At 65.9% G+C, this 25,661-nt stretch carries 30 protein-coding genes and 3 tRNA genes; 17 read left to right on the top strand and 16 right to left on the bottom strand.

What is annotated here, in order from left to right:
- Positions 1–77 precede the first annotated feature (77 nt).
- Complete coding sequence (locus AC1DV8_RS11130; RefSeq protein WP_477151137.1) at positions 78–1,313, top strand: class I SAM-dependent methyltransferase; 1,236 nt, start codon at positions 78–80, stop codon at positions 1,311–1,313.
- A gap of 10 nt (positions 1,314–1,323) precedes the next feature.
- Here AC1DV8_RS11130 and AC1DV8_RS11135 read toward each other — a convergent pair whose 3' ends face one another.
- Together AC1DV8_RS11135 and AC1DV8_RS11140 are read right to left on the bottom strand one after the other, a co-directional pair.
- Entirely contained in the window at positions 1,324–1,611 is a 288-nt protein-coding gene (locus AC1DV8_RS11135; RefSeq protein WP_477151136.1) for a putative quinol monooxygenase, read from the bottom strand.
- Complete coding sequence (locus tag AC1DV8_RS11140) at positions 1,611–2,573, bottom strand: nucleoside hydrolase (protein ID WP_477157513.1); 963 nt, start codon at positions 2,571–2,573, stop codon at positions 1,611–1,613. Before AC1DV8_RS11140 ends, AC1DV8_RS11135 begins: the two co-directional genes overlap by 1 nt.
- 343 nt (positions 2,574–2,916) lie before the next feature.
- On the opposite strand from AC1DV8_RS11140, the gene AC1DV8_RS11145 reads away from it, so the two are divergent.
- Positions 2,917–3,174, top strand: a complete 258-nt coding sequence (locus AC1DV8_RS11145) for a hypothetical protein (protein WP_477151134.1) — start codon at positions 2,917–2,919, stop codon at positions 3,172–3,174.
- A gap of 117 nt (positions 3,175–3,291) precedes the next feature.
- Here AC1DV8_RS11145 and AC1DV8_RS11150 read toward each other — a convergent pair whose 3' ends face one another.
- Positions 3,292–3,663, bottom strand: a complete 372-nt coding sequence (locus tag AC1DV8_RS11150) for a hypothetical protein (RefSeq protein WP_477151133.1) — start codon at positions 3,661–3,663, stop codon at positions 3,292–3,294.
- A gap of 151 nt (positions 3,664–3,814) precedes the next feature.
- Here AC1DV8_RS11150 and AC1DV8_RS11155 point away from each other — a divergent pair, with 151 nt between their 5' ends.
- From AC1DV8_RS11155 to AC1DV8_RS11170, 4 genes are read left to right on the top strand one after another with little or no spacing between them, the layout of a single operon-like run.
- Positions 3,815–4,768 carry an ABC transporter substrate-binding protein gene (locus AC1DV8_RS11155; protein ID WP_477157514.1) on the top strand — a complete coding sequence of 318 codons (954 nt, stop codon included), beginning with the start codon at positions 3,815–3,817 and terminating at the stop codon, positions 4,766–4,768.
- A complete protein-coding gene (locus AC1DV8_RS11160; RefSeq protein ID WP_477157515.1) occupies positions 4,769–5,800 on the top strand; it encodes a FecCD family ABC transporter permease in 1,032 nt (343 codons plus the stop codon).
- Entirely contained in the window at positions 5,797–6,858 is a 1,062-nt protein-coding gene (locus tag AC1DV8_RS11165; RefSeq protein ID WP_477157516.1) for a FecCD family ABC transporter permease, read from the top strand. Before AC1DV8_RS11160 ends, AC1DV8_RS11165 begins: the two co-directional genes overlap by 4 nt.
- 14 nt (positions 6,859–6,872) lie before the next feature.
- On the top strand, positions 6,873–7,697 hold the full coding sequence (locus tag AC1DV8_RS11170) for an ABC transporter ATP-binding protein (protein ID WP_477157517.1): 825 nt from the start codon (positions 6,873–6,875) through the stop codon (positions 7,695–7,697).
- A 9-nt stretch (positions 7,698–7,706) separates the two neighbouring features.
- Here AC1DV8_RS11170 and AC1DV8_RS11175 read toward each other — a convergent pair whose 3' ends face one another.
- The 5 genes from AC1DV8_RS11175 to AC1DV8_RS11195 form a co-directional block, all read right to left on the bottom strand.
- Positions 7,707–8,495 (bottom strand): alpha/beta fold hydrolase, encoded by a 789-nt coding sequence (locus tag AC1DV8_RS11175; RefSeq protein WP_477157518.1) that lies wholly within the window; start codon positions 8,493–8,495, stop codon positions 7,707–7,709.
- Positions 8,492–8,947 carry an SRPBCC family protein gene (locus AC1DV8_RS11180; protein ID WP_477151127.1) on the bottom strand — a complete coding sequence of 152 codons (456 nt, stop codon included), beginning with the start codon at positions 8,945–8,947 and terminating at the stop codon, positions 8,492–8,494. The genes AC1DV8_RS11175 and AC1DV8_RS11180 overlap by 4 nt, the downstream gene beginning before the upstream one ends.
- Positions 8,948–8,962: 15 nt before the next feature.
- Complete coding sequence (locus tag AC1DV8_RS11185) at positions 8,963–9,559, bottom strand: dihydrofolate reductase family protein (protein WP_477157519.1); 597 nt, start codon at positions 9,557–9,559, stop codon at positions 8,963–8,965.
- An 89-nt stretch (positions 9,560–9,648) separates the two neighbouring features.
- A complete protein-coding gene (locus AC1DV8_RS11190) occupies positions 9,649–10,002 on the bottom strand; it encodes an ArsR/SmtB family transcription factor (RefSeq protein WP_477157520.1) in 354 nt (117 codons plus the stop codon).
- Positions 10,003–10,064: 62 nt separating this feature from the next.
- Entirely contained in the window at positions 10,065–10,901 is an 837-nt protein-coding gene (locus AC1DV8_RS11195) for a transglutaminase-like domain-containing protein (RefSeq protein ID WP_477151124.1), read from the bottom strand.
- A 111-nt stretch (positions 10,902–11,012) separates the two neighbouring features.
- On the opposite strand from AC1DV8_RS11195, the gene AC1DV8_RS11200 reads away from it, so the two are divergent.
- On the top strand, positions 11,013–11,972 hold the full coding sequence (locus AC1DV8_RS11200) for a transglutaminase family protein (protein ID WP_477157521.1): 960 nt from the start codon (positions 11,013–11,015) through the stop codon (positions 11,970–11,972).
- Positions 11,973–12,080: 108 nt separating this feature from the next.
- Entirely contained in the window at positions 12,081–13,127 is a 1,047-nt protein-coding gene (locus AC1DV8_RS11205; RefSeq protein ID WP_477157522.1) for an aldo/keto reductase, read from the top strand.
- Positions 13,128–13,394: 267 nt separating this feature from the next.
- Here the strand turns inward: AC1DV8_RS11205 and AC1DV8_RS11210 are convergent, their stop codons facing one another.
- On the bottom strand, positions 13,395–14,576 hold the full coding sequence (locus tag AC1DV8_RS11210) for a mandelate racemase/muconate lactonizing enzyme family protein (RefSeq protein WP_477157523.1): 1,182 nt from the start codon (positions 14,574–14,576) through the stop codon (positions 13,395–13,397).
- 67 nt (positions 14,577–14,643) lie between these two features.
- On the opposite strand from AC1DV8_RS11210, the gene AC1DV8_RS11215 reads away from it, so the two are divergent.
- A complete protein-coding gene (locus AC1DV8_RS11215; protein ID WP_477157524.1) occupies positions 14,644–15,624 on the top strand; it encodes an alpha/beta hydrolase in 981 nt (326 codons plus the stop codon).
- Positions 15,625–15,675: 51 nt separating this feature from the next.
- Here the strand turns inward: AC1DV8_RS11215 and AC1DV8_RS11220 are convergent.
- From AC1DV8_RS11220 to AC1DV8_RS11235, 4 genes are all read right to left on the bottom strand, one after another.
- Positions 15,676–15,750, bottom strand: a tRNA-Glu gene (locus tag AC1DV8_RS11220).
- Between the two features lie 62 nt (positions 15,751–15,812).
- A tRNA-Glu gene (locus tag AC1DV8_RS11225) sits at positions 15,813–15,887 on the bottom strand.
- Positions 15,888–15,955: 68 nt separating this feature from the next.
- Positions 15,956–16,411, bottom strand: a complete 456-nt coding sequence (locus tag AC1DV8_RS11230) for a YcbK family protein (RefSeq protein ID WP_477157525.1) — start codon at positions 16,409–16,411, stop codon at positions 15,956–15,958.
- A 157-nt stretch (positions 16,412–16,568) separates the two neighbouring features.
- A complete protein-coding gene (locus tag AC1DV8_RS11235) occupies positions 16,569–16,988 on the bottom strand; it encodes a VOC family protein (RefSeq protein ID WP_477157526.1) in 420 nt (139 codons plus the stop codon).
- 171 nt (positions 16,989–17,159) lie between these two features.
- Here AC1DV8_RS11235 and AC1DV8_RS11240 point away from each other — a divergent pair, with 171 nt between their 5' ends.
- From AC1DV8_RS11240 to AC1DV8_RS11265, 6 genes are all read left to right on the top strand, one after another.
- Entirely contained in the window at positions 17,160–18,224 is a 1,065-nt protein-coding gene (locus AC1DV8_RS11240; protein WP_477157527.1) for an ABC transporter substrate-binding protein, read from the top strand.
- 3 nt (positions 18,225–18,227) lie between these two features.
- A complete protein-coding gene (locus tag AC1DV8_RS11245; RefSeq protein ID WP_477157528.1) occupies positions 18,228–19,286 on the top strand; it encodes a FecCD family ABC transporter permease in 1,059 nt (352 codons plus the stop codon).
- Positions 19,279–20,037: an ABC transporter ATP-binding protein gene (locus AC1DV8_RS11250; protein WP_477157529.1), complete on the top strand. Its 759-nt coding sequence runs from the start codon at positions 19,279–19,281 to the stop codon at positions 20,035–20,037. Before AC1DV8_RS11245 ends, AC1DV8_RS11250 begins: the two co-directional genes overlap by 8 nt.
- Positions 20,034–21,401 (top strand): hypothetical protein, encoded by a 1,368-nt coding sequence (locus AC1DV8_RS11255; RefSeq protein WP_477157530.1) that lies wholly within the window; start codon positions 20,034–20,036, stop codon positions 21,399–21,401. Before AC1DV8_RS11250 ends, AC1DV8_RS11255 begins: the two co-directional genes overlap by 4 nt.
- A gap of 105 nt (positions 21,402–21,506) precedes the next feature.
- Positions 21,507–22,130 (top strand): cold-shock protein, encoded by a 624-nt coding sequence (locus AC1DV8_RS11260; RefSeq protein ID WP_477151113.1) that lies wholly within the window; start codon positions 21,507–21,509, stop codon positions 22,128–22,130.
- A 164-nt stretch (positions 22,131–22,294) separates the two neighbouring features.
- Positions 22,295–22,765, top strand: a complete 471-nt coding sequence (locus AC1DV8_RS11265) for a DUF192 domain-containing protein (RefSeq protein WP_477151112.1) — start codon at positions 22,295–22,297, stop codon at positions 22,763–22,765.
- On the opposite strand, the gene trhA is transcribed toward AC1DV8_RS11265, so the two are convergent.
- Complete coding sequence (gene trhA / locus AC1DV8_RS11270; RefSeq protein ID WP_477151111.1) at positions 22,752–23,438, bottom strand: PAQR family membrane homeostasis protein TrhA; 687 nt, start codon at positions 23,436–23,438, stop codon at positions 22,752–22,754. The two genes, AC1DV8_RS11265 and trhA, sit on opposite strands and share 14 nt — an antisense overlap.
- 142 nt (positions 23,439–23,580) lie before the next feature.
- Here trhA and AC1DV8_RS11275 point away from each other — a divergent pair, with 142 nt between their 5' ends.
- Entirely contained in the window at positions 23,581–24,111 is a 531-nt protein-coding gene (locus tag AC1DV8_RS11275) for an ArsR/SmtB family transcription factor (protein WP_477157531.1), read from the top strand.
- Positions 24,112–24,118: 7 nt separating this feature from the next.
- Here AC1DV8_RS11275 and AC1DV8_RS11280 read toward each other — a convergent pair whose 3' ends face one another.
- Positions 24,119–24,871 (bottom strand): YdcF family protein, encoded by a 753-nt coding sequence (locus tag AC1DV8_RS11280; protein WP_477157564.1) that lies wholly within the window; start codon positions 24,869–24,871, stop codon positions 24,119–24,121.
- A gap of 135 nt (positions 24,872–25,006) precedes the next feature.
- On the opposite strand from AC1DV8_RS11280, the gene AC1DV8_RS11285 reads away from it, so the two are divergent.
- A tRNA-Arg gene (locus tag AC1DV8_RS11285) sits at positions 25,007–25,082 on the top strand.
- Between the two features lie 242 nt (positions 25,083–25,324).
- Here the strand turns inward: AC1DV8_RS11285 and AC1DV8_RS11290 are convergent.
- On the bottom strand, positions 25,325–25,570 hold the full coding sequence (locus AC1DV8_RS11290; protein WP_477157532.1) for a hypothetical protein: 246 nt from the start codon (positions 25,568–25,570) through the stop codon (positions 25,325–25,327).
- Between the last annotated feature and the right edge of the window lie 91 nt (positions 25,571–25,661).

A 25,661-nucleotide genomic window follows, 5' to 3' on the forward strand; every position in this document is an offset into this window, starting at 1 on the left:
CTGCTGCTTCTGGCACTGACGCGGCGGCGTTGGTTTGACCGCTCGGCGGAGCGGACCATAGTCTGGAATGTTGCGTCATGGATAAGCTTGCGGTTGAAACGAGGGCGGTGTCGCCCACGCCGTGGACCCATCTGCTGTCGACCGTTGCGGCATGGCTGGGAAAGCGCCTTATCGGGCGTCCCAAGCATGGTGCAGTGACCATCACCTTCCCCAACGGCCGCTCCCGCACCTTCGGCGATCCGGCGACTGGCGTGCATGCCCGGCTGACCCTGCACAACTTCAAGGTGCTGCAGAAGACGCTGCAGCGCGGCACCGTGGGCTTTGCGCAGGCGTACATCGATGGCGATGTCGAGATCGAGGACCTGACGGGGCTGTTCCGCTACTTCCTGCAGAACCGCGACGTGCTCGATAGCGGTGAGGACTCCTGGTATGGCCGCGCCGCCCAGGACATCACGTACCACCTGAGCCGCCACAACTCGAAAGAGGGGTCCAAGAAGAACATTTCCGAGCACTATGACCTCGGCAATGACTTCTACGCCGAGTGGCTCGACCCTTCGATGACCTACTCCTCGGCCATCTTCACCTCCGACGACCAGTCGCTCACCGACGCGCAGCACACCAAATACCGCCGCGTCGCCGAGATGGCGGGGGTGAAGGCGGGCCACCGCGTGCTGGAGATCGGCTGCGGCTGGGGCGGCTTCGCCGAGACCGCGGCGAAGGATTTCGCCGCCGAGGTCTATGGCATTACGCTGTCGGCCGAACAGCTGAAATATGCCAACGAGCGGCTGCAGCGGCAGGGGCTGGATGGCCTAGCCGCCATGCACTTCGAGGACTATCGCGACACCCGCGGCGAGTTCGACCACGTCGCTTCGATCGAGATGATCGAAGCGGTGGGCGAGGAGCACTGGCCGAGCTATTTCAAGACCGTGCACGACCGGCTGAAGCCGGGTGGCACCGCGGCGATCCAGGCGATCACCATCGGCGAGCAGGATTTCCATGACTACCGGGCGCGCCCGGATTTCATCCAGCGCTTCATCTTCCCCGGCGGCATGTTGCTGACCAAGACGGCGATGAAGGAGCAGGGCGACAAGGTCGGCCTGATCCTCGAGAATGTCGACACCTTCCGCCTGAGCTACGCCAAGACCCTGAAGCTATGGCGCGAGCGCTTCCTCGAGCGCTGGAACGACATCAAGAAGCTCGGCTACACCGAGGAATTCCGTCGCAAGTGGGTGTACTACCTGAGCTATTGCGAAGCCGGCTTCGCCGAAGGCTCGATCGACGTCGGGATTTACCAGTACCGCCGCCCGGCTTGAAGCTGAGCGCCTAGAGACCGATCCCGCCCACCGGTTTAGTGACGGCGATCGTCTCGAAGCTGGCAATGAGTGGCCGCCCCTTGGCGATAGCCTCCTTCACCTCGGGCAGCGCCAGCGACGCCTGATGCGCCTCACTGCTCACCCACACCTCAGTGACGTAGATCGCATCGGCGTCCTGCGGGTCATGGGCGACCACATAGCTCAGGCACCCCGGCATGCCGCCCTCGCGCGTGAGCAGCGCAACCAGCGTCGCGCGCTGGCCGGGGGCAGCGGTGATCTTGCCGATCAGCCCATACATCAGGCGCCTCCCACCAGTGTATCCCGATATAGCTTCAGCACCGCATCCGCATCGACCCCGACTGCTATGCTCTGGCTCGGGCGGCCGTCCCACGGACCCGGCGGATAGTTGCGGCCATCCGGCTTGATGATCGTCTGGCCGATGGCGATGCCCTCGGTGACGACCCGGATCGCCCCGGTCTCAACCTTGTAGAACTCGGGGTGCAGGGCGAGGGCCACCGCGCTCGAGTCGTGGACATAGAAGCCGTCGAGGCCGGCGCTCTCTCGATGGAAGTTCTGGTAGAAGGCCGAGATGGCGCGAACGAACGCCCCGTCGCTGCCGGCGGCGTCCGCGAGCTCCTCGAGATAGGGCTCGGTCATGATTGTCGCCTGCGTCACGTCGAGCCCGGCGATCGACACCGGCCAGGCGGCACCGAAGACGATGTCGGCGGCATCCGGGTCGCCCCAGATATTGGCCTCGGCGACCGGCGTGACATTGCCGGTGTGCCCATTGCGGCCAAACGCGCCGCCCATCACCACAACCTGCTTGACCAGCCCGACGATCTCCGGCGCCTCGCGCATGGCACGCGCGAGGTTGGTCATCCGGCCGACGGCGATGATCGTCACCTCGTGCGGGCTGGCGCGGACGAGATCGATGATCAGCTGATGCGCCGGGCGCGGGTCGGCAGTCTCGGTGACCGCTGGCAGCCAGATGTCGCCGAGACCGTTCACGCCATGGACGAACGTCGGCGGCGCATCGGGCTCGCCCACCAGCGGTGCGCCCGCGCCCTGCGCGACGGGCGCACTGAAGCCGAGCTTCTGCTTGAGGTACAGCGCGTTGCGCGTGGTCGTCGCGATGTCCGCATTGCCGAACACCGTAGTGACGCCGATCAATTCGATCCGCGGATGACGGGCGAGCAGCAGCAGGGCCATGGCGTCGTCGACGCCGGGGTCGGTATCGTAGATGACTTTGAGTGTTTGCATGCCGGACATCATGCATGCCGCGGCGCAGCGCGCCAGCCTGACGGGCGGTGCAGCCAATACTTCGGCTGCCTCAGCTTTCCGATGTAGTTTGCGCCGCGGCCGTTACTGCGCCCGCAACGATAGATAGCGCCTCCAAGCTTGCCCGCTCGGGCAAGCAAGCTCTCGCCCCGGCTGTCGTCCGCCTAAGCTTGCTTTCACGCAAATTTGGCGCATCATTTCATAAAACCCGCGACGCTTCGTACTCTCGCTCGAACTACGCACTTGTGCGAAACTCGTTCCAGATGACGGAACGGCACCAGAATCGGTGATAACGGTTCCGCTAACAGCAGGGGTGACCTCTCGAATGGCCAAGGCGCTCTACCTCGTGATCCAGAGCCGCGACAATTGGTGGGTCGATTTCGAGGGCAAGGCGCACGGGCCTTACGCGTCGCGCTCCAATGCGGCGCTCGAGGCGCAGTCGCTGGCCCGCTTCCAGGCCCATAGCGGCCGCGAGGCCGAAGTGCTGGTGCCGGACGAGCAGGGCAAATACTGGGTGGTCTGGTCGAGCCTCTCCGATCGCGGCGACGGCCGCAACTTCAGCCCGTACCGCGTGGCCAGCTGACTTTCAGGATATTGCCATACAATACCGGGTCATCCCCGCGAAAGCGGGAACCCCTGTTTCTCGCCTGCGAACGGAAATCCCAGTTTTCGCGGGGATGACATCGGGTGTGTAGCGAGGTCAGCGGATCAGCTTGCTCGGCACCTTGCGCACCAAGATCTCCTCATGCCCGTCCTCATGCGCCCGCGTCAGCCGGTGCACGCCGTCGAGGATCAGCCAGCGCCCCTTGAAGCGGGTGATCTCGATCGGGAACATCAGGTTCGCCGCGCGTACCCGCCGGTATTCCTTTTCGTAGCGAAACGGCGCGCGCAGCACCTGGCGCGGCGTCAGCACGTACCGGTCGTCGCCGAGCCCCCACACCGGCACGTCGAGGTGCCAGAGCAGCCTGTCGATCGGGAATGTTTCGGCCGGCAGGTCCAACGCCCACAGCGCCTCGACGTCCCAATCGAAGGCATACCAGTACTCCTGGATGGTCGCCGGCAGCTCGATCACGCTCAGCCCGTCTCCCGTTGGCGACTAAATCGTAGCACCGATTGGTGAAAGCCGGATGACCTGCGGGATCGAGGCGGAAACATGACTTGACTAATCAGCTTAGCACCTTGATAGGTGACCCCCATAATCAACATATTTTCGGGTCCCTGTTATGTCCCTCAAAGCTCTTGCCGCCACTGCTTTTGCGACGCTTCTGCTGGCTTTGCCCGGCGCCGCGCTCGCGCAGGCCTGGAGCTATGTCGATGGCTCGGGCGCTACCGTGACGCTGGACCATGTGCCCACTCGCATCATCGCCAGCCAGGACGCCGCAGCCGGCCTGATCCCGCTCGGCATTCGTCCGGTCGGCATCTACGCCGACAGCGCCGTCGCCGACGCCAAGGCGCTCGAGGGGCTCGACCTGACGGGCATCGCGATCATCGGCGAGGCCTGGGGCGAAGTCAGCATCGAGAAGGCCGCGGCGCTGAAGCCGGACCTGATCGTCGGCGAGTGGTGGCCACTCGACAGCGCCTGGAGCGGCGGTGCGGACGTGGTCAATGCGCTGAAGCCCCTGGCCCCGATCACCGGCCCCAGGCAGGGTGCCTCGATCGTCACCCTGATCGAAGACTACGAGAAGCTCGCCGAGAGCTTCGGCGCCGATCTGGCTGCTCCGCAGGTCGCCGCGGACAAGGCCGCGTTCGTTGCCTCGCGTGACAAGTTCAAGGCGGCCGTGGCCGCCAAGCCCGACCTCTCCGCCCTCGCGGTGTGGGCCGGCACGGATGCGCTCTACGTCGCTGCTACCGCCGGCTCGTCCGAACTGATGGACTTTGCCTCCTGGGGCCTCAGGCTGATCGATCCTCCTGTGGCCGATGATCGCGGCTACTGGGAGACCTTGAGCTGGGAGCAGATCGACAAGTACCAGCCCGACCTGATCCTGGTGGACAATCGTTCCAGAACCACGATCGAGACGGCCAAGGCGCAGGCCACCTGGACCACCTTGCGTGCCGCCGCAGCGGGGCAGGTGACCGACTGGCCGGCATTCTGGCTGCGCAACTACGCCGCCTATGCCCGTGAGCTCGACAAGCTCACCGCGGCTATTGACGCTGCCGACGCGACCGTCGGCGACTAAGTGCCGGCCTCCGCCACATCGGCGACAGGGCTGCCAGCAGCGGCACGTGCCGGCGGCTTCGTGCTGCTGGCGCTGCTGCTTGTCGTGGTGCTGGTGCTCTCGATCACCGTGGGCGCCCGGCCGATCGCGCTGGGCGACATCTGGAACGCGCTGACGGCGTTGGACGCGACGCAAACCAACCACAAGATCATCCTCGACCTCAGGCTGCCGCGCACGCTGGTGGGCCTGCTGGTCGGGGCGGCGCTGGGGCTCTCGGGCGCTATCCTGCAAGGCGCGACCCGTAACCCGCTGGCCGATCCCGGCATCCTCGGCATCAATGCCGGCGCGACGCTCTGTGTGGTGCTTGGCATCTCGGTGTTCGGCATTACGCAGCTCTCGGGCTATGTCTGGCTTGCCTTCCTCGGGGCAGGGGCGGCGATGCTGGTGGTCTACCTCGTCGCATCGCTCGGTCGCGAAGGCGCGACGCCGGTGAAGCTGGCGCTGGCCGGCGCGGCGGTCACCGCGGCGCTCACCTCGGTCACCAGCGCCATCCTCATTACCAATGTCGAAACGCTCGATCAGATCCGCTTCTGGCAGGTCGGCGCGCTCACCGGGCGCACCACCGACATCCTGATGCAGGTGACGCCGTTCATCCTCGCCGGCATCGTCCTGGCGCTGCTGACCTCGCGTATACTCGACGGGCTGGCGCTGGGTGACGACGTCGCCCGCGGCCTCGGCCTCAAGGTGCAGCGTTCCCGCGCGCTGGTTGGTTTCGCGGCGGTGATCCTCGCCGGAGCTGCAACTGCCGCGGCTGGGCCGATCGCCTTCGTCGGCCTCACCGTGCCGCATCTCGCCCGTGCCTTCACCGGCCCGAACTACCGCTGGATCCTGCCGTACTCGATGCTGCTGGCGCCCATCCTGCTGCTCGGCGCCGATATCATCGGCCGGGTGATCGTACCGCCGGGCGAGTTGCAGGTCGGCATCGTCACGGCCGCGCTGGGTGCGCCGTTCTTCATCGCGCTGGTCAGGCGCAGGAAGCTGGCGGAGTTATGAGCGCCACGTCCAGCCTCAACCCCGTCGGCGCAGTCGTTGCGGCGCGCAAGCGCCTGCAGCGGCGCTATGGCCTCGTGGTGCTCGCCCTCGCGCTCCTGTCGCTGGCGGTGGCGAGCCTCTCGATGTCGGTGGGCGACTATCCGCTGCCGCTCGCCGACGTGGCGCGCTCGCTGCTTTCACCGCTCACGGGCAACGCTGACGCGGCGAACGACTTCATCGTGCTCGGCGTCCGCCTGCCGCGCGTCATGGCCGGACTGCTGTCCGGCGCGGCGTTCGGACTTTCCGGCGTCATCTTCCAGACCATCCTCCGCAACCCGCTCGCCAGCCCCGACATCGTCGGCATCACGACCGGCGCCAGCGCCGCGGCGGTGCTGGCGATCATCGTGTTCAAGTGGTCGGGGCTCGGTGTCTCGGTCATGGCCTGCGGCGGCGCGGTGCTGACGGCGCTGCTGATCTACGGGCTCGCCTGGCGCAATGGCGTCACGCCCTACCGGCTGGTGCTGATCGGCATCGGCATGGCGGCGCTGGCGGGGGCGGTGGTCTCGTACCTGTTCACCCGCGCCCGCATCATGGAAGTGCAGGAGGCGCTGAGCTGGCTGACCGGCAGCCTCAACGGCGCGAGCTTCGAGGCGTTGACGCCGCTGGCCGTCGCGCTATTGGTTCTCGGCCTGCTGGCAGCCCTGTTGTCGCGGCCACTGCAATCGCTGCAACTGGGCGACGACGCGGCTATTGCGCTCGGCACCAGGGTGGAGTTCTCCCGCCTCGGCCTGATCCTCGTCGCCGTATTGCTGGCCGCCTTCGCCACGGCGGCTGTCGGCCCGGTATCGTTCGTCGCCTTCATCGCCGGCCCGATCGCGCGGCGCCTGCTCGGCCCGTCGGGCAACGCATTGCTGCCCGCCGCGCTGGTCGGCGGCCTCGTCACCAACGGCTCCGATTTCGTCGCCCAGCACATGCTTGGCCGAAACCAGTTGCCGGTCGGCGTCGTCACCGGCGCGCTCGGCGCCGCGTTCCTCATCTACCTGCTCGCCGACGCCCATCGTTCCGGTCGCGGCGGTTGATCCGGAGGCGTTTGATGTCAGTGAACCACCAGCTCTCGGCCGCCGACCTGACGCTCGGCTATGGCGATCGCACCATCGTGGAGAAGCTCAGCCTCGACATCCCGCCCGGCAAGTTCACAGTGATCGTCGGCGCCAATGCCTGCGGCAAGTCCACGCTGCTGCGCGGGCTGGCGCGGCTGCTGACACCAACCGCCGGCACGGTCTATCTCGACGGCCGCGCCATCCACCAGATGCCCACCCGCGAGGTGGCAAGGCTACTCGGCGTCCTGCCGCAGACCCCTGTGACGCCGGACGGAATCACCGTCGCCGACCTCGTCGGTCGCGGCCGCTACCCGCACCAGGGGTGGTTCCGCCAATGGATGGCCGCGGACGATGCGGCTGTGGCCACGGCGCTGCAGGCGACCGACACGCTCGACCTGGCCGGTCGGGTGGTGGACGAACTCTCCGGCGGGCAGCGCCAGCGCGTCTGGATCGCCATGGCGCTGGCGCAGGAAACCGAGCTGCTGCTGCTCGACGAGCCGACGACGTTCCTCGACATCAACCACCAGGTCGAGGTGCTCGACCTGCTCACCGACCTGGTGCAACAGCGCGGCCGTACCGTGGTCGCCGTGCTGCACGACCTGAACCTCGCCTGCCGCTACGCCGACCACATCGTCGCCATGCGAGACGGCAAGATCGCGGCATCGGGCGCGCCGGGCGAAGTGGTGACAGCGGAGCTGGTGAAATCGGTGTTCGGTATGGAAGCCGAGGTGTGCCCGGATCCGGTGTCGCGCACGCCGATGATCGTGCCGGTGGGACGGCACCGGGTGCAGCCGAGGCTGAAGGCGGCGGCGGAGTAGGGGCTTAGTTCAGTCCCGCTCGTCATGCCGGGCGAGAAACTCGCGCACCGCATCCCAGAACAGCGGCTTGTTGACCGCCTCGTGGCCGACATTGGCGATAATCGACAGCTCTCCGGCGCCAAGGTGCCGATAGAGCCGATTGGCTTCCTCAATCCCGCCCAACTGGTCTCGGTCTCCCATGATCACCAGTGCCGGCACCGAAATCGAGGCGAGGTGCCGTTCGGTGTAGCGGGGCAGGGTGAACCAAAGCTCGGAGATCTGGCGCAGGAACGACTTCCAGTAGTCGGGGCCATAGTGGTGCGCGTGCGCCACCTTGATTTGCTCGAAATACGGACCGAACTCGCGCGCCAGCCGGTCGAAATCCACCTCGCCGGGCGATGGAAACCCCCAGCCGTGCAGCCCCTCGATATAGGCATCCGTGGGCTCGCTGAGCGTGCCGCCCAGCACCAGCGCGCCGGCCTTGCCGGGATGGCGGAGCCCGAACTCCAGCGCCGTCTGCCCGCCATCGCTGTATCCGACGATCAGCGGCCGCTTCAGCCCGAGCGCCGCGATGAACCCGGCGACGTCGTCGGCGAACTGGGCGTAGCTCATCTTCTGCGCCGGGTTGCTGGTCTTGCCGTGCCCGCGGGTATCGAGGGCGAAGACGCGGTAGCGGTCGGCCATCCGCGGCATCGCCTCGCCCCACGAACTGGCAGTCGCTGTTCCTCCGTGGAGGAGCAGCAGCGGCTGCCCGCGGCCTTCCTCGAGGTAGTGCACCTCGAGGTCGCCGACGCGGACGGCCTTGCTGATGGGGCTCACTGCTTGTCGAGCCAGATGCCGATCTGGTCCATCAGGAAGTTGGTGCCGGCCTCGCGCTGGGCCGAGGTGTCGAGCCCGTCGAGGAAGGCGCCGTCTTCGCGCAGCACCATCCGCGTGCCGCCGTCCTGGGCGGTGAACTCGACGGTCGCGACGCTGACCGAGATGCGCTGCCCATTCATGTGCATCTCGTAGGTGTAGATGATGCGGTTGTCCGGCACGATGTCGCGATAGGTGACGTCGAAGACGAAGTCGGTGTCGCCCATCTTCTCGGCATTGTACTCGCGGCCCCCCTCCTTGAACTCGAAGATGCTGTTGGGCTTTGCCGGATCGGGCGAGCCGAACCACTGGCGCTTGAACTCGGGATTGGACCAGGCCGAGAACACCTTGGACACCGGATGCTTGTACTTGCGCTCGATGGTGAAGCTGCCGTGGGCGATGGAACGTTCGGTCATTTGCATTTCCTCATTCTAGGCTTGGTTGATGATGTTGAATTCGAAGTGGGTCACATCAGGCGAGGCCGCCACGACGCGGGTGCGGACGAGCTCGATGTGAGCGTCGCCAATCTTGTCGAAGAGCCGCGTGCCGCCGGCGAGCAGCACGCTGACCACCTGGATCTGCAGCGCGTCGGCAAGGCCGGCCCTGAGAATCTGCTGGGCAGCCTCGGCTCCCATTACGATCACGTCCTTGCCGTCTGCCGCGTTCTTCGCCTGCCGCACGACGCTTTCGACGCCATCGGTGACAAAGCGGAAGCTGGCGCTCTTGGTCGGCAGGTCCGGCCGCGGGTTGTGCGTCAGGACAAAGGACGGAGCCGGGTAGGGCGTGTCGTCGTCCCAGTGCACGAAGCCGAGATCGAAGGTCCGCCGGCCGACGATCACGGCGCCGAAGGCGTTGACCGACGCGGCGGCCTCGGCAGCGTCAGCGGGGTCCTTGTCCTGCTTGTCTGCAGGAAACATCCACTCGTGCAGGCGGTCGCCGCCGATACCCATGGGGTCACGCGCTGAGACTTCCGGCCCCGTGACGTAGCCATCGAGGGACATGGAAAAGCGCAATACAACTCTGGCCATCTGACCCTCCTGTGGGTGTAGGCATAGCTCGCCCGTCGCCGGAAACGGTGCTTCCGGCCGATTAGTTCTGCTCTGTCGTCGTTACGGCGTTACTTGCCGGGCTTGTCCGGGCCGCTGGGCAGCGCGTCGAGGAACGCTCCCAGCCGGTCCAGCCGGTGCTCCCAGCCGACACGTCGATCATTGATCCACTTCTCGGCCATGCTGAGCGCTCCCGTGTCGATGGTGCAGGTCCGCACCCGTCCGACCTTCTGCGTCGTCACCAGCCCACTCTGTTCCAGCACCTGGAGGTGCTGCACGATGGCGGGCAGGCTCATCTTGAACGGTTCGGCCAGCTCGCTGACCGATGCCGACCCTCGGCTCAACCGTTCCACCATGCGCCGCCTTGTGGGGTCGGCCAGGGCCTGGAACATGAGGTCGAGGGGTTCTGTCTCTTGGTTAAGCATGATCTTAAGTATCGCGACGCTGAGCGGCTGTCAATACGTAAGTGAATGCTTAAGTGATTTTCTCAAGGCGTCGAGAGGCTGACGGCGTCGGTGGTCCATTCGGGCTCCGGCTCGGGGTTGAGCCGCTGCACGGTGATCGTCTTGGGCGGGCCGCCGAGTTGGCCGAAATAGGTGGCAAAGGCGGAGTCGGCCGCGTCGCGTCCCACAGCGATGCGCATGATGCCATCGAGCGGGCAGAGGCGGGTTGCGTCGAAGAGGTACCAACGCCCGCCCAGATAGGCTTCGAACACCGCGTGAAAATCCTGCGGCACGAGATCCAGCGCATAAGCCGAGACGAACCGGGCAGGGATCCCGAGGGCCCGCGCGAAGGTGATCCCCAGGTGCGCGAAATCGCGGCAGACGCCGGCGCGCAGCGTGAACGTGTCGTAGGCCGAGGTGCTGATGTCGCTGGAGCCTTCGAGATAGTCGACGTTCTCGAAGATCCAGTTGCAGATCGCCGTCACCTTGTCGTAGCCGCCGCGGATATCGCCGAACTGCCGCCAGGCGAAGCGCCCGAGCCTGTCGGATTGGCAATAGCGGCTCGGTGACAGGTGCCCGATCACCTCGAACGGCAGTTCGGCTACCGGTACCTGCGCGATGGCTCCGGGGTCGCTGATGAATGGGTGCGCGTCGATCTGTGCGGTGTAGCCGATCAGGTGCTGGCCGACCGGCAGCACCATCCGCCGGTAGCGGTTGCCGGTTTCAGGCACGACATGCGACTCGGTAGCTATTCCGGTCGAGATGCTGAATTGCTCGCTGAGGATCTCCTGGCCCTCGCCGCGCTGCGCCTCGATGTTGAGGATCAGCGTCGTGTCCGCCGCCACATCGTATTGCAGGCTGCAACTCACCGAGAACTTCATCGCGTCATCCCGTTCGATGTGCCTCAATTCGGCACGCGCCTGGAAAGTTCCGCGGAACCGCCGTGACAGCTCGGCGGTTGTGATCCGGGGCAGGGAACGGGATCGGTTGCGATGACAGTGATACGGGTACGCCACGTCACGACGTACAGCTATCGGCGGCCAGTGCGCTTCGGCGAGCACCGACTGATTTTCCGCCCGCGGGACAGCCACGACCAGCGCCTGATGAGCTCAGCCATATCGATCTCGCCCAACGCCGAGATCCACTGGATCCACGACGTCTTTGGCAACTGCATCACCATCGCGGAGATTGCCGGTGCCGCCACCGAACTGCGCTTCGAGACGGACATCGTGCTCGATCACACACCACAGATGGGCCCGCGCTTCAGGACCGAGGAGCGCGCCAAGCTCTGGCCATTCGAATACGACGAGGAATGCCTGCCCGATCTCGCCCCTTACCTGCGTCCGCACCACCCGGCGCCCGAGGTCGAGGCGTTTGCCCGCCGGTTCGTGCGCCCCGAACTCGAGACCGAGACCGGGCGCCTGCTGATGACGATGACGGTGGGGATCCGTGAGAGCTTCAAATACTCGCGCCGCACCGATCCCGGCACGCAGTCGCCGGTCGAGACGCTGGCCACGCGAGCGGGCACCTGCCGCGACTTCGCTCTGCTGATGATCGAGGCCTGCCGCAGCCTCGGCCTCGCCGCCCGGTTCGTCACCGGCTACATCTACGTGCCGCTGCGCGACACCGGTCCGACGCCGCGCGGTGGCGGAGCCACGCATGCCTGGGTGCAGGTCTTCCTGCCGGGCGCCGGCTGGGTCGAGTTCGATCCCACCAACGGCATCGTCGGCAGCAAGGACCTGATCCGCGTCGGCGTGGCACGCGAACCGCGACAGGCCAAGCCGCTCAGCGGCAGCTTCATCGGCGACCGCAAGGACTATCTCGGCATGACCGTCCAGGTGAACGTGACCGCCGATATCGGGCGCCAGAAAGAGCAGGCCGAGGCGGCGGCAGCAGGCCGGCGTCTGCGAGATGCCAATGCCGAGAGCATCGCGGAACGCCCGCGGCAGTGACTTCCAGTCACGGCACCTGACCGCCCTTCGACCGAAGCACAACTTTACGCGCGCCGGATTTCCCTATTCGATCCGCCCCGCGGCTTTGCCGTCTATTCGGAGGAAATAATGAAGTATCGCTATCTCGGCCGTAGCGGCCTGCTCGTGTCGCGGCTTTGCCTCGGCACCATGACGTTCGGCAATTCGCAGTGGGGCTGCGACCAGGAGACATCGAGCGCCATCGTCAAACGCTTCGTCGAGGGCGGCGGCAACTTCATCGACACCGCCAACGGCTATTCCGGCGGGGCCTCGGAGACCATGCTCGGCGTGGCGCTGAAGGACCACAGCCGCGACCAGCTGGTGATCGCCACCAAGTGCTGGTTCCCGGCCGATCCGGCGGTGACCTCGCGCGGCCTCAGCCGCAAGCACATCGTCGAAGCCGCCGAGAAGAGCCTGAAGCGGCTCGATACCGACTACATCGACCTCTACCAGTTCCACGGGCCCGACCCGTACACGCCGATCGAGGAGAGCCTCCGCGCCGCCGACGACCTGATCCGCGCCGGCAAGATCCGCTATCTCGGCTGCTCGAACTTCTATGGCTGGCAGATTGCCAAGACCAATGGCGTCGCGGCGCTCAAGGGCTATGAGCCGCTGGTCTCGGCGCAGCACCTCTACAACCTCGTCCGCCGCGACATCGAGCGCGAAATCCTGCCAGCCTGCGACGACCAGGGCCTCGGCATGATCTGCTGGAGCCCGCTGGCCGCCGGCATGCTCACCGGCAAGTACCGCGGTGAGGACAAGCCCGACGAGAAGTCCCGCATCGGCCAGCAGGCCGCGATCACCCTGCCGCGCTACTGGTTCGAGGATTCGCTGAAGATGATCGACAAGGTCGTCGAGGTGGCGGGCCAACTGGGGCGCACCCCGAGCCAGGTGGCGCTGAGCTGGCTGCTCGGCGATAGCCGCGTCACCGCCGCAATCATCGGTGCCCGTCGCGTGGAGCAGGTGGCGGAGAACCTCGAGGCCGGCGATTTCGACCTGCCGGTGGACCTGCGCCAGGAGCTGACCGACGCCATGCCGCTCAAGCTCGGCTATCCGTACGAGTGGATGGACACGAACCTCCCGGGCACGTTCGGCAAGGCCGAGCTGGAGCCCACCCACACCCAGCGGCTGCCATAAGCCGAGCCACCGGCCTCTCCATGATCCTCCCCCGCGTGGCGGGGGAGGGGGACCACCCGAAGGGTGGTGGAGGGGGCGGCCAAGTCCGCCGTCTTGCCTTCTCCCCTTGTGGGAGAAGGTGCCCGAAGGGCGGATGAGGGGTTCTCTCCGCCAACTCAGCCGCTCGTCGCATGCGCGTCGATCGCGCAGCCTGTGGCTGTGGACCCCTCATCCGGCGCCACGCGCCACCTTCTCCCACAAGGGGAGAAGGCAAGAGGGGAGCCTCCCTCAGTTCCAGTCCGGCTCCCCAGCAAACCGGTGCCCGCTGATCCAGTCCTGGTCCAGCTCCACCCCAAGCCCCGGCGCAGTCGACACCTGCATCTTGCCGTCCCTGATCTGCAGTGGATTGGGCGACGCCCACGCAATGCTGTCCGCCCGCCGCGTGCACTCAATCCGCGGGCAGTTGAACACCGAAGCCGCCAGCTGCTGGCTCGCCGCGTCCATCAGCAGCCCGCTGACATTGTGCAGCGTGATCGGAGTGCGATACAGCGCCGCCAGATCGGCGATCGCCTTGGTGCCGGTGATGCCGCCCGAGCTGATGATGTCGGGCTGTAGGCAATCCACCGCCTGCGATTGTAGGAACGGCAACGCCCCCTCGGCCAGCTCGATATTCTCGCCGGTCATGATCGGAATGTTGGTGGCGCGGCGGAGCGCCAGCCAGTTCTCGGAAAAGCCCGGCTGCAGCGGGTCTTCGTAGTAGATCGGCTTGATCTCCTCAACCGCCTCGGCCACCGCGATTGCGCTCGTGGGATCAAGCTCGTTGTGGCAGTGGACGATGATGTCGATGTCCTCTCCCAAGTGCTCGCGCGCCAGCTCGTAGGAACGGCGAATCTTGCGGATGTCGCCCGGCGACAGGCTTGGCACGTATTCCTGCATCTCGATGCCAATGGCGTCGTGGATGTCGACCTTGAAGGTCTTGAAGCCGTGCGGGTCGGACTTGAGGTCGGCCGCCGCCTCGGCCCAGGCACCGGCATCCGTCAGATCGAAATGCGGGCAGTGCGAATAGAGCTCGAGCTCGGTGTGGAACGCTCCGCCGAGCAGCTTGTGCACCGGCTGTTTGAGCAGTTTCCCCGCGAGGTCCCACAGCGCCATGTCGATCCCCGAGCAGATCATGATGTGCGCCGGGCGTTGGCGATAGGCGTAGAACATGTAGTGGTGGTGGACGCCGATATCGAGCGGGTCCTTGCCGATCAGCTTGAGATGCGGCAACCGCGCGCCACCCTCGGCATGGGTGAGGATCGCGGCCCGCACCAGGTCACCATCGAGATCGCCGCACTCGCCATACCCGGAAATGCCGGCATCGGTGTCGATCCGGATCAGGCAGAACCCGCTATCGAGCCGCAACGCCCTGATCGCGGTAATCCGCGCCTGTCCCCGATCCCCCTGTGACAGGTGCCCAATAGTCGACATGAATGCTCTCCCCCCGTTTTGCCGCCCTCTATAGCGGGGAGTTCGGTAGCGAAGCCAGATGCCCAAAATGATGTATTTCGCTCTCGGCCGGCGGATGCGAGTACTGAACGACGAGCAGGAGGAGCCCGCCATGGACACGATCGACGACAGCCGCGCAGCCAGCCCCGAGGCGCCGGACGCCGTCGGCGTTCACACGATCTGGCCGGGCAACGGCGTCCCTCCTGGCTCCGAGGATTGGACCTGGCGCCAGAGCACGATGCAGATCCCGTGGGCCGAGACCACGCGCCGCCTGAGCCGCAACGTCGTCGTCCCGACGGTCACCGTGTTCCTACCCAAGCCGGGACAGGCCAACGGCACGTCGATGGTGATCGCGCCCGGCGGCGCGTTCCACTTCCTGATGGTCGACCACGAGGGCTACGACATGGCCCGCTGGCTGGCCGATCTCGGCGTCACCTCGTTCGTGCTGAAATACCGGCTGGCCCGCACTCCGGACGCCGATGCCGACCTGCTGGAGTTTCGCACCAACCTGCAGCGTCGGCTGGGCGAGGCCCGCACCTCGGACTCCGAACCGCCAGCGCGAGATTTCCTCCACGACGTACGGCTGATGGGCGAGGAAGACGGTCGCCAGGCCATCCGCTTCGTCCGCCAGCACGCCGCCGAATGGGGCCTCGATCCGCAGCGGATCGGCATCTCCGGCTATTCGGCTGGCGGCGGCGTCTCGATGGGGGCCACGCTGCAATATGACGCCGCGAGCCGCCCGGACTACTCCGTCGCCATCTATCCAGCCTACCGCGCCGGCCTGCCTGTCCCCGAGGACGCGCCGCCCCTGTTCCTCGCCATCTCCGACGACGACAAATCCATCCCCCCGGTCTCCGCCGCCCGGCTCTACGAGGCCTGGCACAAGGCCGGCAGACCCGCCGAGCTCCACATCTTCGGCAACGGCGCCCACGGCTTCGGTATGGGCGCGAACGGCCTGCTGTCCGACCCCTGGACCGATTTGCTTAAGAACTGGATGGCGTCGCAGGGGCTGCTGGAGCGGGCGCGCTAGCGCGCGACCTCGCGTTGGCGAGGCGCATACAACCGGCAATTTGTGGAGAATTGGCGCGCCCAAGGGGAATCGAACCCCTGTTCCCGCCGTGAGAGGGCGGTGTCCTGACCGCTAGACGATGGGCGCGGAGGAACTCGTTTATCGGCGATGATCGCCTTACCGTCAACCACCGGCCCATGAGGGGAAAGTGGCGCGCCCTAGGGGAGTCGAACCCCTCTCTGCACCGTGAAAGGGTGCCGTCCTAACCGATAGACGAAGGGCGCCGCGGTGGCGTCCGTATAGGGAGGTTCATTCGGGCTGGCAAGTGCAAATTCCGCTCTTTTCGGAGCTTTCAGCAACCCGAGAAGGTGACGGGCTTCCTCCAGCCGCGCGGCCGGTCGCGCACATCCACGTGGATGAAGCCGTGCCCCGGGTAGCAGCCGAGACCGCCCACCTGGTCGTTACGCATGGCGAAGGCGATGAGGCTGCCCTTGCTGACGCCCGGGATGAAGAAGTCCACCGCCATGCAGCGCATGTGGTAGCTCGAGTCCTGGCCCCCGCCGATGATGTTGCGGATCGGATCGCGATAGCCGGAGTTGACGACGATCTTCTTGCCGAACCTGCGCTCGAACGAGGAAATCACCGATCGGAGCTTGGGCGAGATGCAGGAATTGTCGACGTCATCGGAGGAGAGGAACATCCCGGCGCGCTGCACGTAGCCGTTGTAGGAGGCGCTGCCACCGCCACCCAGAAAGAAGCAGCCGCTCAGCAGCAGGGCGCTCGCGAGCACCGCAATCAGTCGTATCATCGTCACTTCCCCGGCCGCCGACGGGCGGTAAGAGAACGCCGACCCTTGCCCGGCCGGCGCTCGCGAGGAAGCTACAAAGTCTTGGCTAACCGTCAGCTAACTCAACTGGTTAGCAGCCGGTTACCTCAGGGGTTGCCGAAGGGTAACCCCGAAGCGACTACCAGGCGCCGGTGTTCGGCATCGACAGCCACGGCTCGGCCGGCGGGAGCGCGGCGCCTTCCTGCAGGATCTCGACCGAGATGTTGTCGGGAGAGCGGACGAACGCCATGCGGCCGTCGCGGGGAGGGCGGTTGATGGTGTAGCCGAGGTCCTGCATATGCTTGCAGAAGGCGTAGATGTCCGGGACCTCGTAGGCGAGGTGGCCGAAATTGCGCCCGCCGGTATAGACCTCGGGATCCCAGTTATAGGTGAGCTCGACCGGCGTCTCGTGCTGGCCCTTGGCGGCGAGGAAGATCAGCGTGTAGCGGCCTTTCTCGTTCTCGCTGCGCCGCACTTCCTCGAGCCCGAGCCCGTCGCGATAGAACCGGAGGCTGGCGTCGATGTCGGTGACCCGCACCATGGTGTGGAGATATTTCAACTCTGGTCCTCCCGGAAATGTCGTGGTTGCGGCTGCGCAACGGGCAGTAGGCATATGCGAGTTCGGAGTCTCCCGTCCACTTTTCGCCGCGCATCGAAACAAACTTGAGTGCAACACTCATATAATGTAGCACATCGGTCGCTGACGCATTTCAGAGTCTGGACCCGAACCATGCATACCCTATTCCGTCTGCCGGTAATCGCCGCTGGCTTGGCCCTCGCTGCCATGAGCCCGGCCTACGCGCAGGTGAGTTTCCTCGATCATCGCGGTGTGAAGATCGAGCTCGACAAGCCCGCTGAGCGGATCGTCACCACCCACACCACCGGCGCCATCTCCGTGCTGGCAGCAGACGGCTCCGCGGCGCACCTCGCGGCCATGGCGGCCAAGACCAAAGACTCGCTGACCTCAGCGGTCTATGGCGAGATCATCCCCGGGCTGGCCGATATCCCGGCCTCCGCCGTGACCGAGGGCTTTGCCCCGAACGTCGAGGCGATCCTCGCGCTCAACCCGGACCTGGTGATCCAGTGGACGTCGGATCCCGAGCTGATCGAGCCGCTCGAGCGCGTCGGCCTCAAGGTCATGGGCTGGGATTGCTGCACCGAGCAGCAGCGCCGCGACTACCTGATGATGGCCGGTTATGCCACGGGCAAGATCGACCGGGCGCAGTCGATGCTGGCGATCCAGGACGCCTCTAACGCTGCGCTCAAGGAGAAGTTCGCGGCCACCGCTGCGGCTGACTACGTCAAAATCCTCGAAGTCGACCAACTCGGCGACCAGATCCGCGTCGTCGCCAACTCGTCGCAGGACTACGCGCTATCGGGCGTGCAGAACCTCGCGGCCGATGGCACCGGCGAGTGGTGGCGCACCATCGATGCCGAGCAGTTCCTCGTCTGGAACCCCTCGGTCATCATCATCCCGGCCTGGGAACCAGACCTGAAGCCGCAGGCCTTCTACGACAACCCGCTGCTCGCCAGCGTCGATGCCATCAAGAACAAGCGCGTCTACAAGGTGCCGGCCTTCAATGCCTCGCCTGACGCGCCGGAAGTCTACCTGACCGCCGTCTGGCTCGCCGCCATCACCCATCCGGAGGCCGCCGCCAGCCACTTCCGTGATGAAGTGGCCAAGGGCTACAAGGCGATCTACAGCGCCGACCTGACCGCCGCGCAGATCGACAAGCTGCTCGAACTCGAGGCCAATGCCGGGTCCGAAGGCTACAGCACCAAGTTCGGCGGCTAAGAGATGACCGACACCGCCCACGCGGTGGTCGTTGCGGGGCGCGGCAGGACGATTCCTGTCGCGCTCATCTGCCTGGCCCTGCTGATCCTGTTCGTCCTCTATTCGGTGACCATCGGCCGCTACGGCCTTACCGTGCCCGACGTGGCTGCCATCCTGATCGACAATGTCGTTCCTGTCGGGACCCCGAACTGGACCGACGTGCAGGAGAGCGTGGTCGAGATGATCCGGCTGCCGCGCATCCTCGCCGCGGTTCTGGTCGGCTTCGGGCTCTCGGTTTCCGGCGCCGCGCTGCAGGGGCTGTTCCGCAATCCGCTGGTCGATCCGGGCATCGTCGGGGTCACGGCCGGCGCCGGCTTTGGCGGCACGCTGGCGATCCTCCTCGATATCGACGGGGCAGGGCTGCTGGCGCTGTCGTTCTTCTGCGGCATCGGCAGCGTCATCGCGGTGCGGGCGCTAGCGACGGTGAGGGGGCGAACCTCGATCCTCACCCTCGTTCTCGCCGGTGTCGTCGTTTCTGCCTTCTTCGAAGCCGCTATCTCGATCGCCAAGCTCCTCGCCGATCCGCATCAGAAGCTGCCGGCGATCACCTACTGGCTGATGGGCAGCCTCGCCTCCACCAGCTACTGGGATCTGTTGCTGCTCGGCATCGCCATCATCCCGGCGGCGCTGGTGATCTATCTGCTGCGCTTCCAGATCAACATCGTCTCGCTCGGCGAGGACAAGGCCCGCGCGCTCGGCTCTCCCGTGGCGCTGGTACAGTGGACCGTGCTCGTCGGCACCGCCTGCATCTCCGCCGGCGTTGTCGCCACCTCCGGCATGATTGGCTGGGTCGGACTCATCGTCCCACACGTGGCACGGGTGCTGGTCGGCGCCGACCATCGCCGGCTGCTGCCGCTGGCCGGGCTGATCGGCGGCATCTACATGCTCGGGGTCGACAATGTCGCCCGCACCGCCAGCGTCGCGGAAATCCCCATCGGCATCATCACCGCCCTGGTCGGCGTCCCGGTGTTCGCCGTGATCCTCCGCCGCGTCCACAGCAAGGGCGGGTGGCGCGATGATTGAGGTCAAAGACCTGGCGCTGCGGCGCGGCCCGAATCTCGTCGTCGACCGGCTGGGCTTCAGCATCGCCGGCGGCCGTATCCTCGGCATCCTTGGTCCCAACGGCGTCGGCAAGACCACGCTGCTGAACGCGCTGATCGGTACGCTGCGTCCGTCGCGCGGCACCGTCACTGTCGCCGCGCTCATCGGCTACGTGCCGCAACTGTTCGATCTCGCTTTCGACTACACCGTCGCCGACGTGGTGCTGATGGGGCGGGCGCGGCAGATCGGCCTGCTCGGATCGCCGCGCAAGGCCGACTTCGAGGCGGTGTCGCTGGAACTCGACCGGCTCGGCATCGCCGACCTCGCCGATCGCAAGTTCAACTCGCTTTCCGGCGGCCAGCGGCAACTTGCGATCATCGCCCAGGCGCTGGTGTCGGAGTGCAGCGTGCTGATCCTAGATGAGCCCTGCGCCGCGCTCGACTACCGCAACCAGGCGATCGTCATTCAGCTGCTGGCCCAGCTGCGAGCCGAGCGTGGCCTGACCATCGTCTTCTCCACCCACGCCCCGCAACACGCCCTCGACGTCGCCGACGACGTGCTGCTGCTGCGCGGACCGGGGCGGTACGACTTCGGCCCGGCCGCCGACATGCTCACCGCTCCGCGCCTCTCCGAGCTCTACGGGCTGCCCGTGCTCGATGCGCACTTCGCCGATAGCGGCGCCCGCACCTTCGTGCCGCGCTTCCTCGACCCAACCAACGGACTTTCACCGTGACGCACAAGAAGATCGCCTACCTGACCTGGGGCAATGCCTGCCAGATGCGCAGCTTCCAGGACTTTTCGGCGCTGCTCGACGACATGATCTATCTGGGCGATCTGCCGCGCCACGACCTGTCGAAATACGCAGCAGTCGTGGTGCCCGATGCGATGGACGACGTAGCGCTGAGGGCGCATGCAAAGCAGCTCGACGACTACGTCCGGAAGGGCGGCTTCCTGATCATCTTCGGCGGTGAGGCCACGGCCGAGATGATCGACGTGGTCCAGCTCAAATGGCAGCCGACCTTCGTCAAGGACTGGCTGTGGTGGCAGAAGCCGGGCACGAAGCTCGAGCTGCACCAGCCCGAACCGCATCACCCGATCTGCGAGTCCATCCCGCTGCGCGACATGGGGTGGCACTGGAACGGCGTGTACGAGCTCAACGACAAGGCGACCTCGGCGCTGAACCTCACCGACGACAGCGGCAGCCTCTTCCTCGATTTTCGCGACCTCCCCAACGGTGGGCGACTGATCGTCTCGACGCTCGATCCGCACCTCCACAATGGCGAGCGCTTCATGCCCGCCACCAAACGCTTCCTCGATGGCTTCTATCCCTGGCTGAACCGCGAGCTCGGCATCGTGCGGGAGCGCAATTTCCGCGTCACCTACCTCCAGTGCTTCCACCACGAGACCGAGTGGGAGCCGGAAGGGCTGGCCGATAGCATCGCCAACCAGGGCGGGACGCTCAGCTATCTGCCGGCCACCGAGCTCACTCCGGAGGCGCTCGAGGAAACCGACATCCTCTATATCCCCAACAACCAGGACCAGTTCCTGCTCCGAACCAAGCAGGACATCCTGCTGGCGTTCCTCGCCAGCGGGCGCCACCTCGTCATCAACTCGGAACCGTCGATAGCGTGGCTGCCATTCCTCACGCCGTTCACGGCCGTGCCGGGGCGTCCCTTCACCAACCTGCATGTACGGGTGCGGAACGACCCGCTCGGATTCTTCGCCGAAATGGACGAGCAGTTCGATGCCTGGTGCGGGGTGGTGGGCCAATATGCGCGCGGTTGGACCGAGGTGCCGCCGGGCGGCATCTGGCTGACCGATGTCGGCCCAGCCGAGGACCCGAAGCCAGCCGACTGGCTGTGGCGCTACCCCACCGACGACGGTCAGGGCGGCTATGTCTTCATGCACAACGGCGACAATATGATTCGCTACCCCGACCACGGCCCGCACACATTCGCGCTGGTGGCGCATATCTGCGCCAAACTGGCCGGGCGTTCGGTGATCAACCCGACGGTGCGACCCGGGCAGTTACCCATTCTTGCAACACTTGTTGGCAGTAATTCTTCACTTCCGGAGCCCGTTGCGAAAAACCCCTGACAAAATCGTAAACGCTTCTTAACTTCCCAAGCTGAATCGGACACAGTGTTTGCTGTGTGGCGTACCCCGACTAGCGGCGGGGCGAGTACGAAAAGGCTTGAGGGCATGGGGGCCAAATTTACAGCCGACGGTGACGAACCCGGGTACCGGTCCGACGAGACCAGCCCGCTCGGTCAGCACCCGGCGTCCGAACACGGCGGGGATACCAGCCTCGATGTTATTGAGGTGGTGGGCTCGATCAAGTGGTTCGACGTCGCCAAGGGTTTTGGCTTCATCGTCCCGGACGATGGGCGCCCGGACGTTCTCCTGCATGTGACCTGCCTGCGGCGCGATGGCTACCAGACCGCCTACGAAGGCTCCCGCATCGTCGTTGAAGCGCTGGCCCGCCCCGGTGGGCTGCAGGCCTTCCGCATCCTCTCGATGGACGACTCGACCGCCAAGCACCCGGCCCAGATGCCGGCGCCGCGCACCCACGTCACCGTGGAGCCGAGCAGCCGCCTCGAGCGGCTCGAGGTGAAGTGGTTCAACCGCATCCGTGGCTTCGGTTTCCTTTCCGCCGGCGACGGCGCTCCGGACATCTTCGTCCACATGGAAACCCTGCGCCGCTTCGGCATCACCGAACTGCGCCCCGGCCAGCACGTGCTGGTGCGCTACGGGCAGGGCCCCAAGGGCCTGATGGTTGCGGAGATCCGTCCCGACGGCTGGGGCGACGCTCCGTCCTCGCACTGACTTCTTGATCCTCCCCCGCGGGGCGGGGGAGGGGCTGCCTTACTTCTCACTTTCGCCGGGCACCGTTTGCCTTCTCCCACAAGGGGAGAAGGCGATCATCTGCACCGCCGGTGTTTGCGAACCGCGGCCGGTCCGCTAAGCTGCGGGCAACTCAGACCAACCCCATGCTCTCCATGAACATCCTCCGGGCCCTGCACGGCGCATTTGTCGCCTTATTGCTTCTCACGCTCACCGCCTGTGCCGATGACAACCGGCTGGTGATCAAGTCGAAGAACGGCGATCACCCCTTCACCGTCGAGGTGGTGGATACGCCCGAGACGCGCGCCAAAGGGCTGATGTTCCGCGAATCTCTCGCACCCGATGCCGGCATGCTGTTCGACTTCAAGGAGACGCGCGAGGTCAGCTTCTGGATGAGCAATACGCTGATCCCGCTCGACATGGTGTTCATCACGCCCGAGGGGCTGGTTGCCAACATCCACGCCAACGCCCGCCCGCGCGACCTCACCTCGATCCCGTCGGACGGCCCGGTGATGTTCGTCCTCGAAATCCCCGGCGGTCGCGCCAAGGAACTCGGGATCACGGCCGGAGACCTCGTCGTCCACGACCGGATCAAGAATGGCGCTAAAGCCGGCTGATCACCATGCAGTCGAGCACAGCGATGAGGTGCAGGCTGGCGCCGGCAACGACGAAGCTGTGCCACACCGCGTTGTGGAAGGTCAGCCGTTCCCACAGGTGGAAGATCAGCCCGACGCTGTAGCAGAGACCGCCCGCCACCAGCAGCCACAGGGCGGTGGAGGGCAGGTGCGAGGCCAGCGCCTGGAACACGAACACGCCGCTCCAGCCGATCCCGAGATAGAGCACGATCGCGCCGCGCCCGAAGCGGTGCGGCACGAACAGCTTCAGCGCCATTCCGGTCAGCGCCGCGCCCCAGATCAGCAGCCCGACCAGAATGCTCGACGGCGTCGCCCCCAGCAGCACCAGGAACGGCGTGTAGGTACCGGCAATGAACAGGAAGATCGCCGCCTGATCGAGCCGAGCCAGCGTGCGCTTGGCGGGCGAGGCGATCGGACAGAGGTTGAAGGCGAGCGAGATGCTGAGCACCAGCAGCAGGCTGCCGACATAAAGCACCAGCGCCGGCAACTCGTTCGGCGCCGTCTCGTAGCCGGCGAACGCCAGCAGCACCGCCCCGAGCGCCACCGCCACGACGATGCCGATGCCATGCACCACCCCGTCGGCGATTAGCTCGGGCAGGGTGAAGGGGCGACCTCTGGTCCACCAGGTTCGGGCAATTGTCGTCTCGGTCGTCACGGCTCGTCGGGTCTCTCGCGCAAATAAGCTGTGACAATCCCGTCATCGGACTGTCACAGTCAACCTATTCCTTACCCTGTCGGCTTGACACGTAACGCAGTTGTTACAACTGTCCGCGCACCTCGTTGTTTCGGAAGACAAAATGAGTCTCGCCGGCCTCTTTTCAGCTCTCGCCGACCCGACCCGCCTGCGCGTGCTCGAGCTGCTGCACGACAAGCCGCGGCCCGTCCATGAGCTTGCCGGCGCCTTCGACATCAGCCGTCCGGCCATCTCGCGGCACCTCAGGGTGCTGAAGGAAGCGGGCCTTGTGAGGGAAGTGAAGCAGGGCCGCGAGAACCTCTATTCGTTCCAGCGCGACGAACTGAAAGCCGGCATTGCCTGGCTGGAGACGCACCAGCGCAAGGCGGGCAAGGGCAAGAAGGCCGTCGTGGCTGAAGTCGCCGCTGCCGTGGCCGAGGCTCCGGCCGCGATCGAAGTTCCCGTCATTGTCGCCGAGCCAATCGTACTACTGGAACCGGCACCAGTCGTGCCGGAGCCCGCGGCCGAGCCGATCGTCTTGGCTGAGCCGAAGGCTCCGGCCAAGCGGCGCACGGCCAAGCCGAAGGTCGCGGCCGAACCCGTCGCACCGCCACCGCCAAAGCAGGCCCCGCAGCTGTCGTTCTTCGACCTGTAGTCTGGGCCTACGGCCCGGGCACCAATTCGTCGATTCGCCCGGTCATGTAGTACCCGAGCAGCCCCGCCCACTCGCGCAGCGCCAGGTTGCTGACCGAGATGTTCTCGGTCGACTGATCCGGCTTGATCCGCACCCCCTCGGCGCCGCTGGCGAGATAGTCCGCGGGCCATGGCACGACGGCAAAATCGGCCCTGCGGAACAGCCCGACAGCGCGCGGCATGTGGAAGGCGGAGGTGACCAGCAGCCAGGTCTGGCCCTCGGTCACCCCGGCGAGTTCCTTGGCATACTGGGCGTTTTCCTCGGTGTTCCGCGACTTGTCGTCCATCACGATGCGCTGGGGAGCAATCCCGAACGCCTCGAAGAATCGCTTGCCCGCCAGCGCCTCCGGTTCCTGCTGCACCAGCGCCGCCGGCCCGCCCGCGATGACGATCCTGGCATCCGGATGCCGTAGCGCCAGCCGCAACGTCTCGACGAAGCGGTCGCCCGAGCGGTTGAGTTCGTATCCGCCGCGCACCGAGTTCACCTCGCCATCCATGCCACCGCCCAGCACCACGATGCCATCGATCCGCGCTGGCTCCGCCGGCCGCACGAAGCGCTGCTCGAGCGGCGTGACCAGCAGGTAGCCGAAGGTGGTGAAGCTGAACACGAACAGCAGCAGCGCCGCCAATCCGACCAGCACCCGAGCAGGCCACCGCCGCTTCAGCCAGCTCAGCAGCAACCCGGCGACGAGCAGCAGCATGACTAGCGACAACGGCTGCACCAGCAGCCAGAAGATGCGCGTGATATAAGGAAACAGGGCAGGGTCCTCGCGTGTTGGCGCACCCTGCCACCGCGCCCGGGAGTCGGCAAACCCGAGGCCTGACAATCCGGCCCGATTGCGCTACACCCGCGCCACGGCCTCGTAGCTCAGGGGATAGAGCAGCAGCCTTCTAAGCTGTTGGTCGCAGGTTCGAATCCTGCCGAGGTCGCCACCAGGGATTATCCGACCCACCGCTGAGTTCGCGGTCGTCCCGGCCGCGGCATGCGTCGCCTTGTCCGCTTTACCTTCCAGCAGTTTTTACCAGCGGAAACAGTGGCGTACGGACTTTAGTCCCCATTGTGACAGGCACGCAGGTTGCCTCTTATTGCTCTACCCCGGTCACGCGTCCACCACCCGCGGCCCGGGCGGGTCGGATGCTGTTCCCTCTCGAGGGACGGCATCCGGCTCGGTCTATCAGTGCTTGCGCCAGACCTGCACGTCCTCGTCGGCCACCAGCCGCAATCCGTCGCTGTTCTCGACATAGACCGAGGCGTCCTCCCCGAGCGCGCGCAGCATTCTTGCCGCAAACAATGCGTCGGAAATCGCCTCGTCACGCTGCGTGTAAGGGCGGGGGCCGGCTGAGCTATCGAGATCGTGTCCGGGGCTGGCGATCCGCCMGCCCGCGCCGTCATGCCGCACAAGTATCCTGACCGTCGTCATGCAACGCCTCCGCTCGGCCCTGAACGCGCGAATCCCCGCACGGGTTGCTACGCCGCGATCACGGCAGCAACAGGACCGGACATAAGCACAG

The organism is Devosia sp. P3_B2 (assembly GCF_056402875.1).

Excerpts from the sequence above, each read along its gene's own strand:
- AC1DV8_RS11130 (WP_477151137.1), top strand. The coding sequence starts at position 78 with ATGGATAAGCTTGCGGTTGAAACGAGGGCGGTGTCGCCCACGCCGTGG.
- AC1DV8_RS11135 (WP_477151136.1), bottom strand. The coding sequence starts at position 1,611 with ATGTATGGGCTGATCGGCAAGATCACCGCTGCCCCCGGCCAGCGCGCG.
- AC1DV8_RS11140 (WP_477157513.1), bottom strand. The coding sequence starts at position 2,573 with ATGCAAACACTCAAAGTCATCTACGATACCGACCCCGGCGTCGACGAC.
- AC1DV8_RS11145 (WP_477151134.1), top strand. The coding sequence starts at position 2,917 with ATGGCCAAGGCGCTCTACCTCGTGATCCAGAGCCGCGACAATTGGTGG.
- AC1DV8_RS11155 (WP_477157514.1), top strand. The coding sequence starts at position 3,815 with ATGTCCCTCAAAGCTCTTGCCGCCACTGCTTTTGCGACGCTTCTGCTG.
- AC1DV8_RS11165 (WP_477157516.1), top strand. The coding sequence starts at position 5,797 with ATGAGCGCCACGTCCAGCCTCAACCCCGTCGGCGCAGTCGTTGCGGCG.
- AC1DV8_RS11170 (WP_477157517.1), top strand. The coding sequence starts at position 6,873 with ATGTCAGTGAACCACCAGCTCTCGGCCGCCGACCTGACGCTCGGCTAT.
- AC1DV8_RS11180 (WP_477151127.1), bottom strand. The coding sequence starts at position 8,947 with ATGACCGAACGTTCCATCGCCCACGGCAGCTTCACCATCGAGCGCAAG.
- AC1DV8_RS11185 (WP_477157519.1), bottom strand. The coding sequence starts at position 9,559 with ATGGCCAGAGTTGTATTGCGCTTTTCCATGTCCCTCGATGGCTACGTC.
- AC1DV8_RS11190 (WP_477157520.1), bottom strand. The coding sequence starts at position 10,002 with ATGCTTAACCAAGAGACAGAACCCCTCGACCTCATGTTCCAGGCCCTG.
- AC1DV8_RS11195 (WP_477151124.1), bottom strand. The coding sequence starts at position 10,901 with ATGAAGTTCTCGGTGAGTTGCAGCCTGCAATACGATGTGGCGGCGGAC.
- AC1DV8_RS11200 (WP_477157521.1), top strand. The coding sequence starts at position 11,013 with ATGACAGTGATACGGGTACGCCACGTCACGACGTACAGCTATCGGCGG.
- AC1DV8_RS11205 (WP_477157522.1), top strand. The coding sequence starts at position 12,081 with ATGAAGTATCGCTATCTCGGCCGTAGCGGCCTGCTCGTGTCGCGGCTT.
- AC1DV8_RS11210 (WP_477157523.1), bottom strand. The coding sequence starts at position 14,576 with ATGTCGACTATTGGGCACCTGTCACAGGGGGATCGGGGACAGGCGCGG.
- AC1DV8_RS11215 (WP_477157524.1), top strand. The coding sequence starts at position 14,644 with ATGATGTATTTCGCTCTCGGCCGGCGGATGCGAGTACTGAACGACGAG.
- AC1DV8_RS11230 (WP_477157525.1), bottom strand. The coding sequence starts at position 16,411 with ATGATACGACTGATTGCGGTGCTCGCGAGCGCCCTGCTGCTGAGCGGC.
- AC1DV8_RS11240 (WP_477157527.1), top strand. The coding sequence starts at position 17,160 with ATGCATACCCTATTCCGTCTGCCGGTAATCGCCGCTGGCTTGGCCCTC.
- AC1DV8_RS11245 (WP_477157528.1), top strand. The coding sequence starts at position 18,228 with ATGACCGACACCGCCCACGCGGTGGTCGTTGCGGGGCGCGGCAGGACG.
- AC1DV8_RS11250 (WP_477157529.1), top strand. The coding sequence starts at position 19,279 with ATGATTGAGGTCAAAGACCTGGCGCTGCGGCGCGGCCCGAATCTCGTC.
- AC1DV8_RS11260 (WP_477151113.1), top strand. The coding sequence starts at position 21,507 with ATGGGGGCCAAATTTACAGCCGACGGTGACGAACCCGGGTACCGGTCC.
- AC1DV8_RS11265 (WP_477151112.1), top strand. The coding sequence starts at position 22,295 with ATGCTCTCCATGAACATCCTCCGGGCCCTGCACGGCGCATTTGTCGCC.
- AC1DV8_RS11275 (WP_477157531.1), top strand. The coding sequence starts at position 23,581 with ATGAGTCTCGCCGGCCTCTTTTCAGCTCTCGCCGACCCGACCCGCCTG.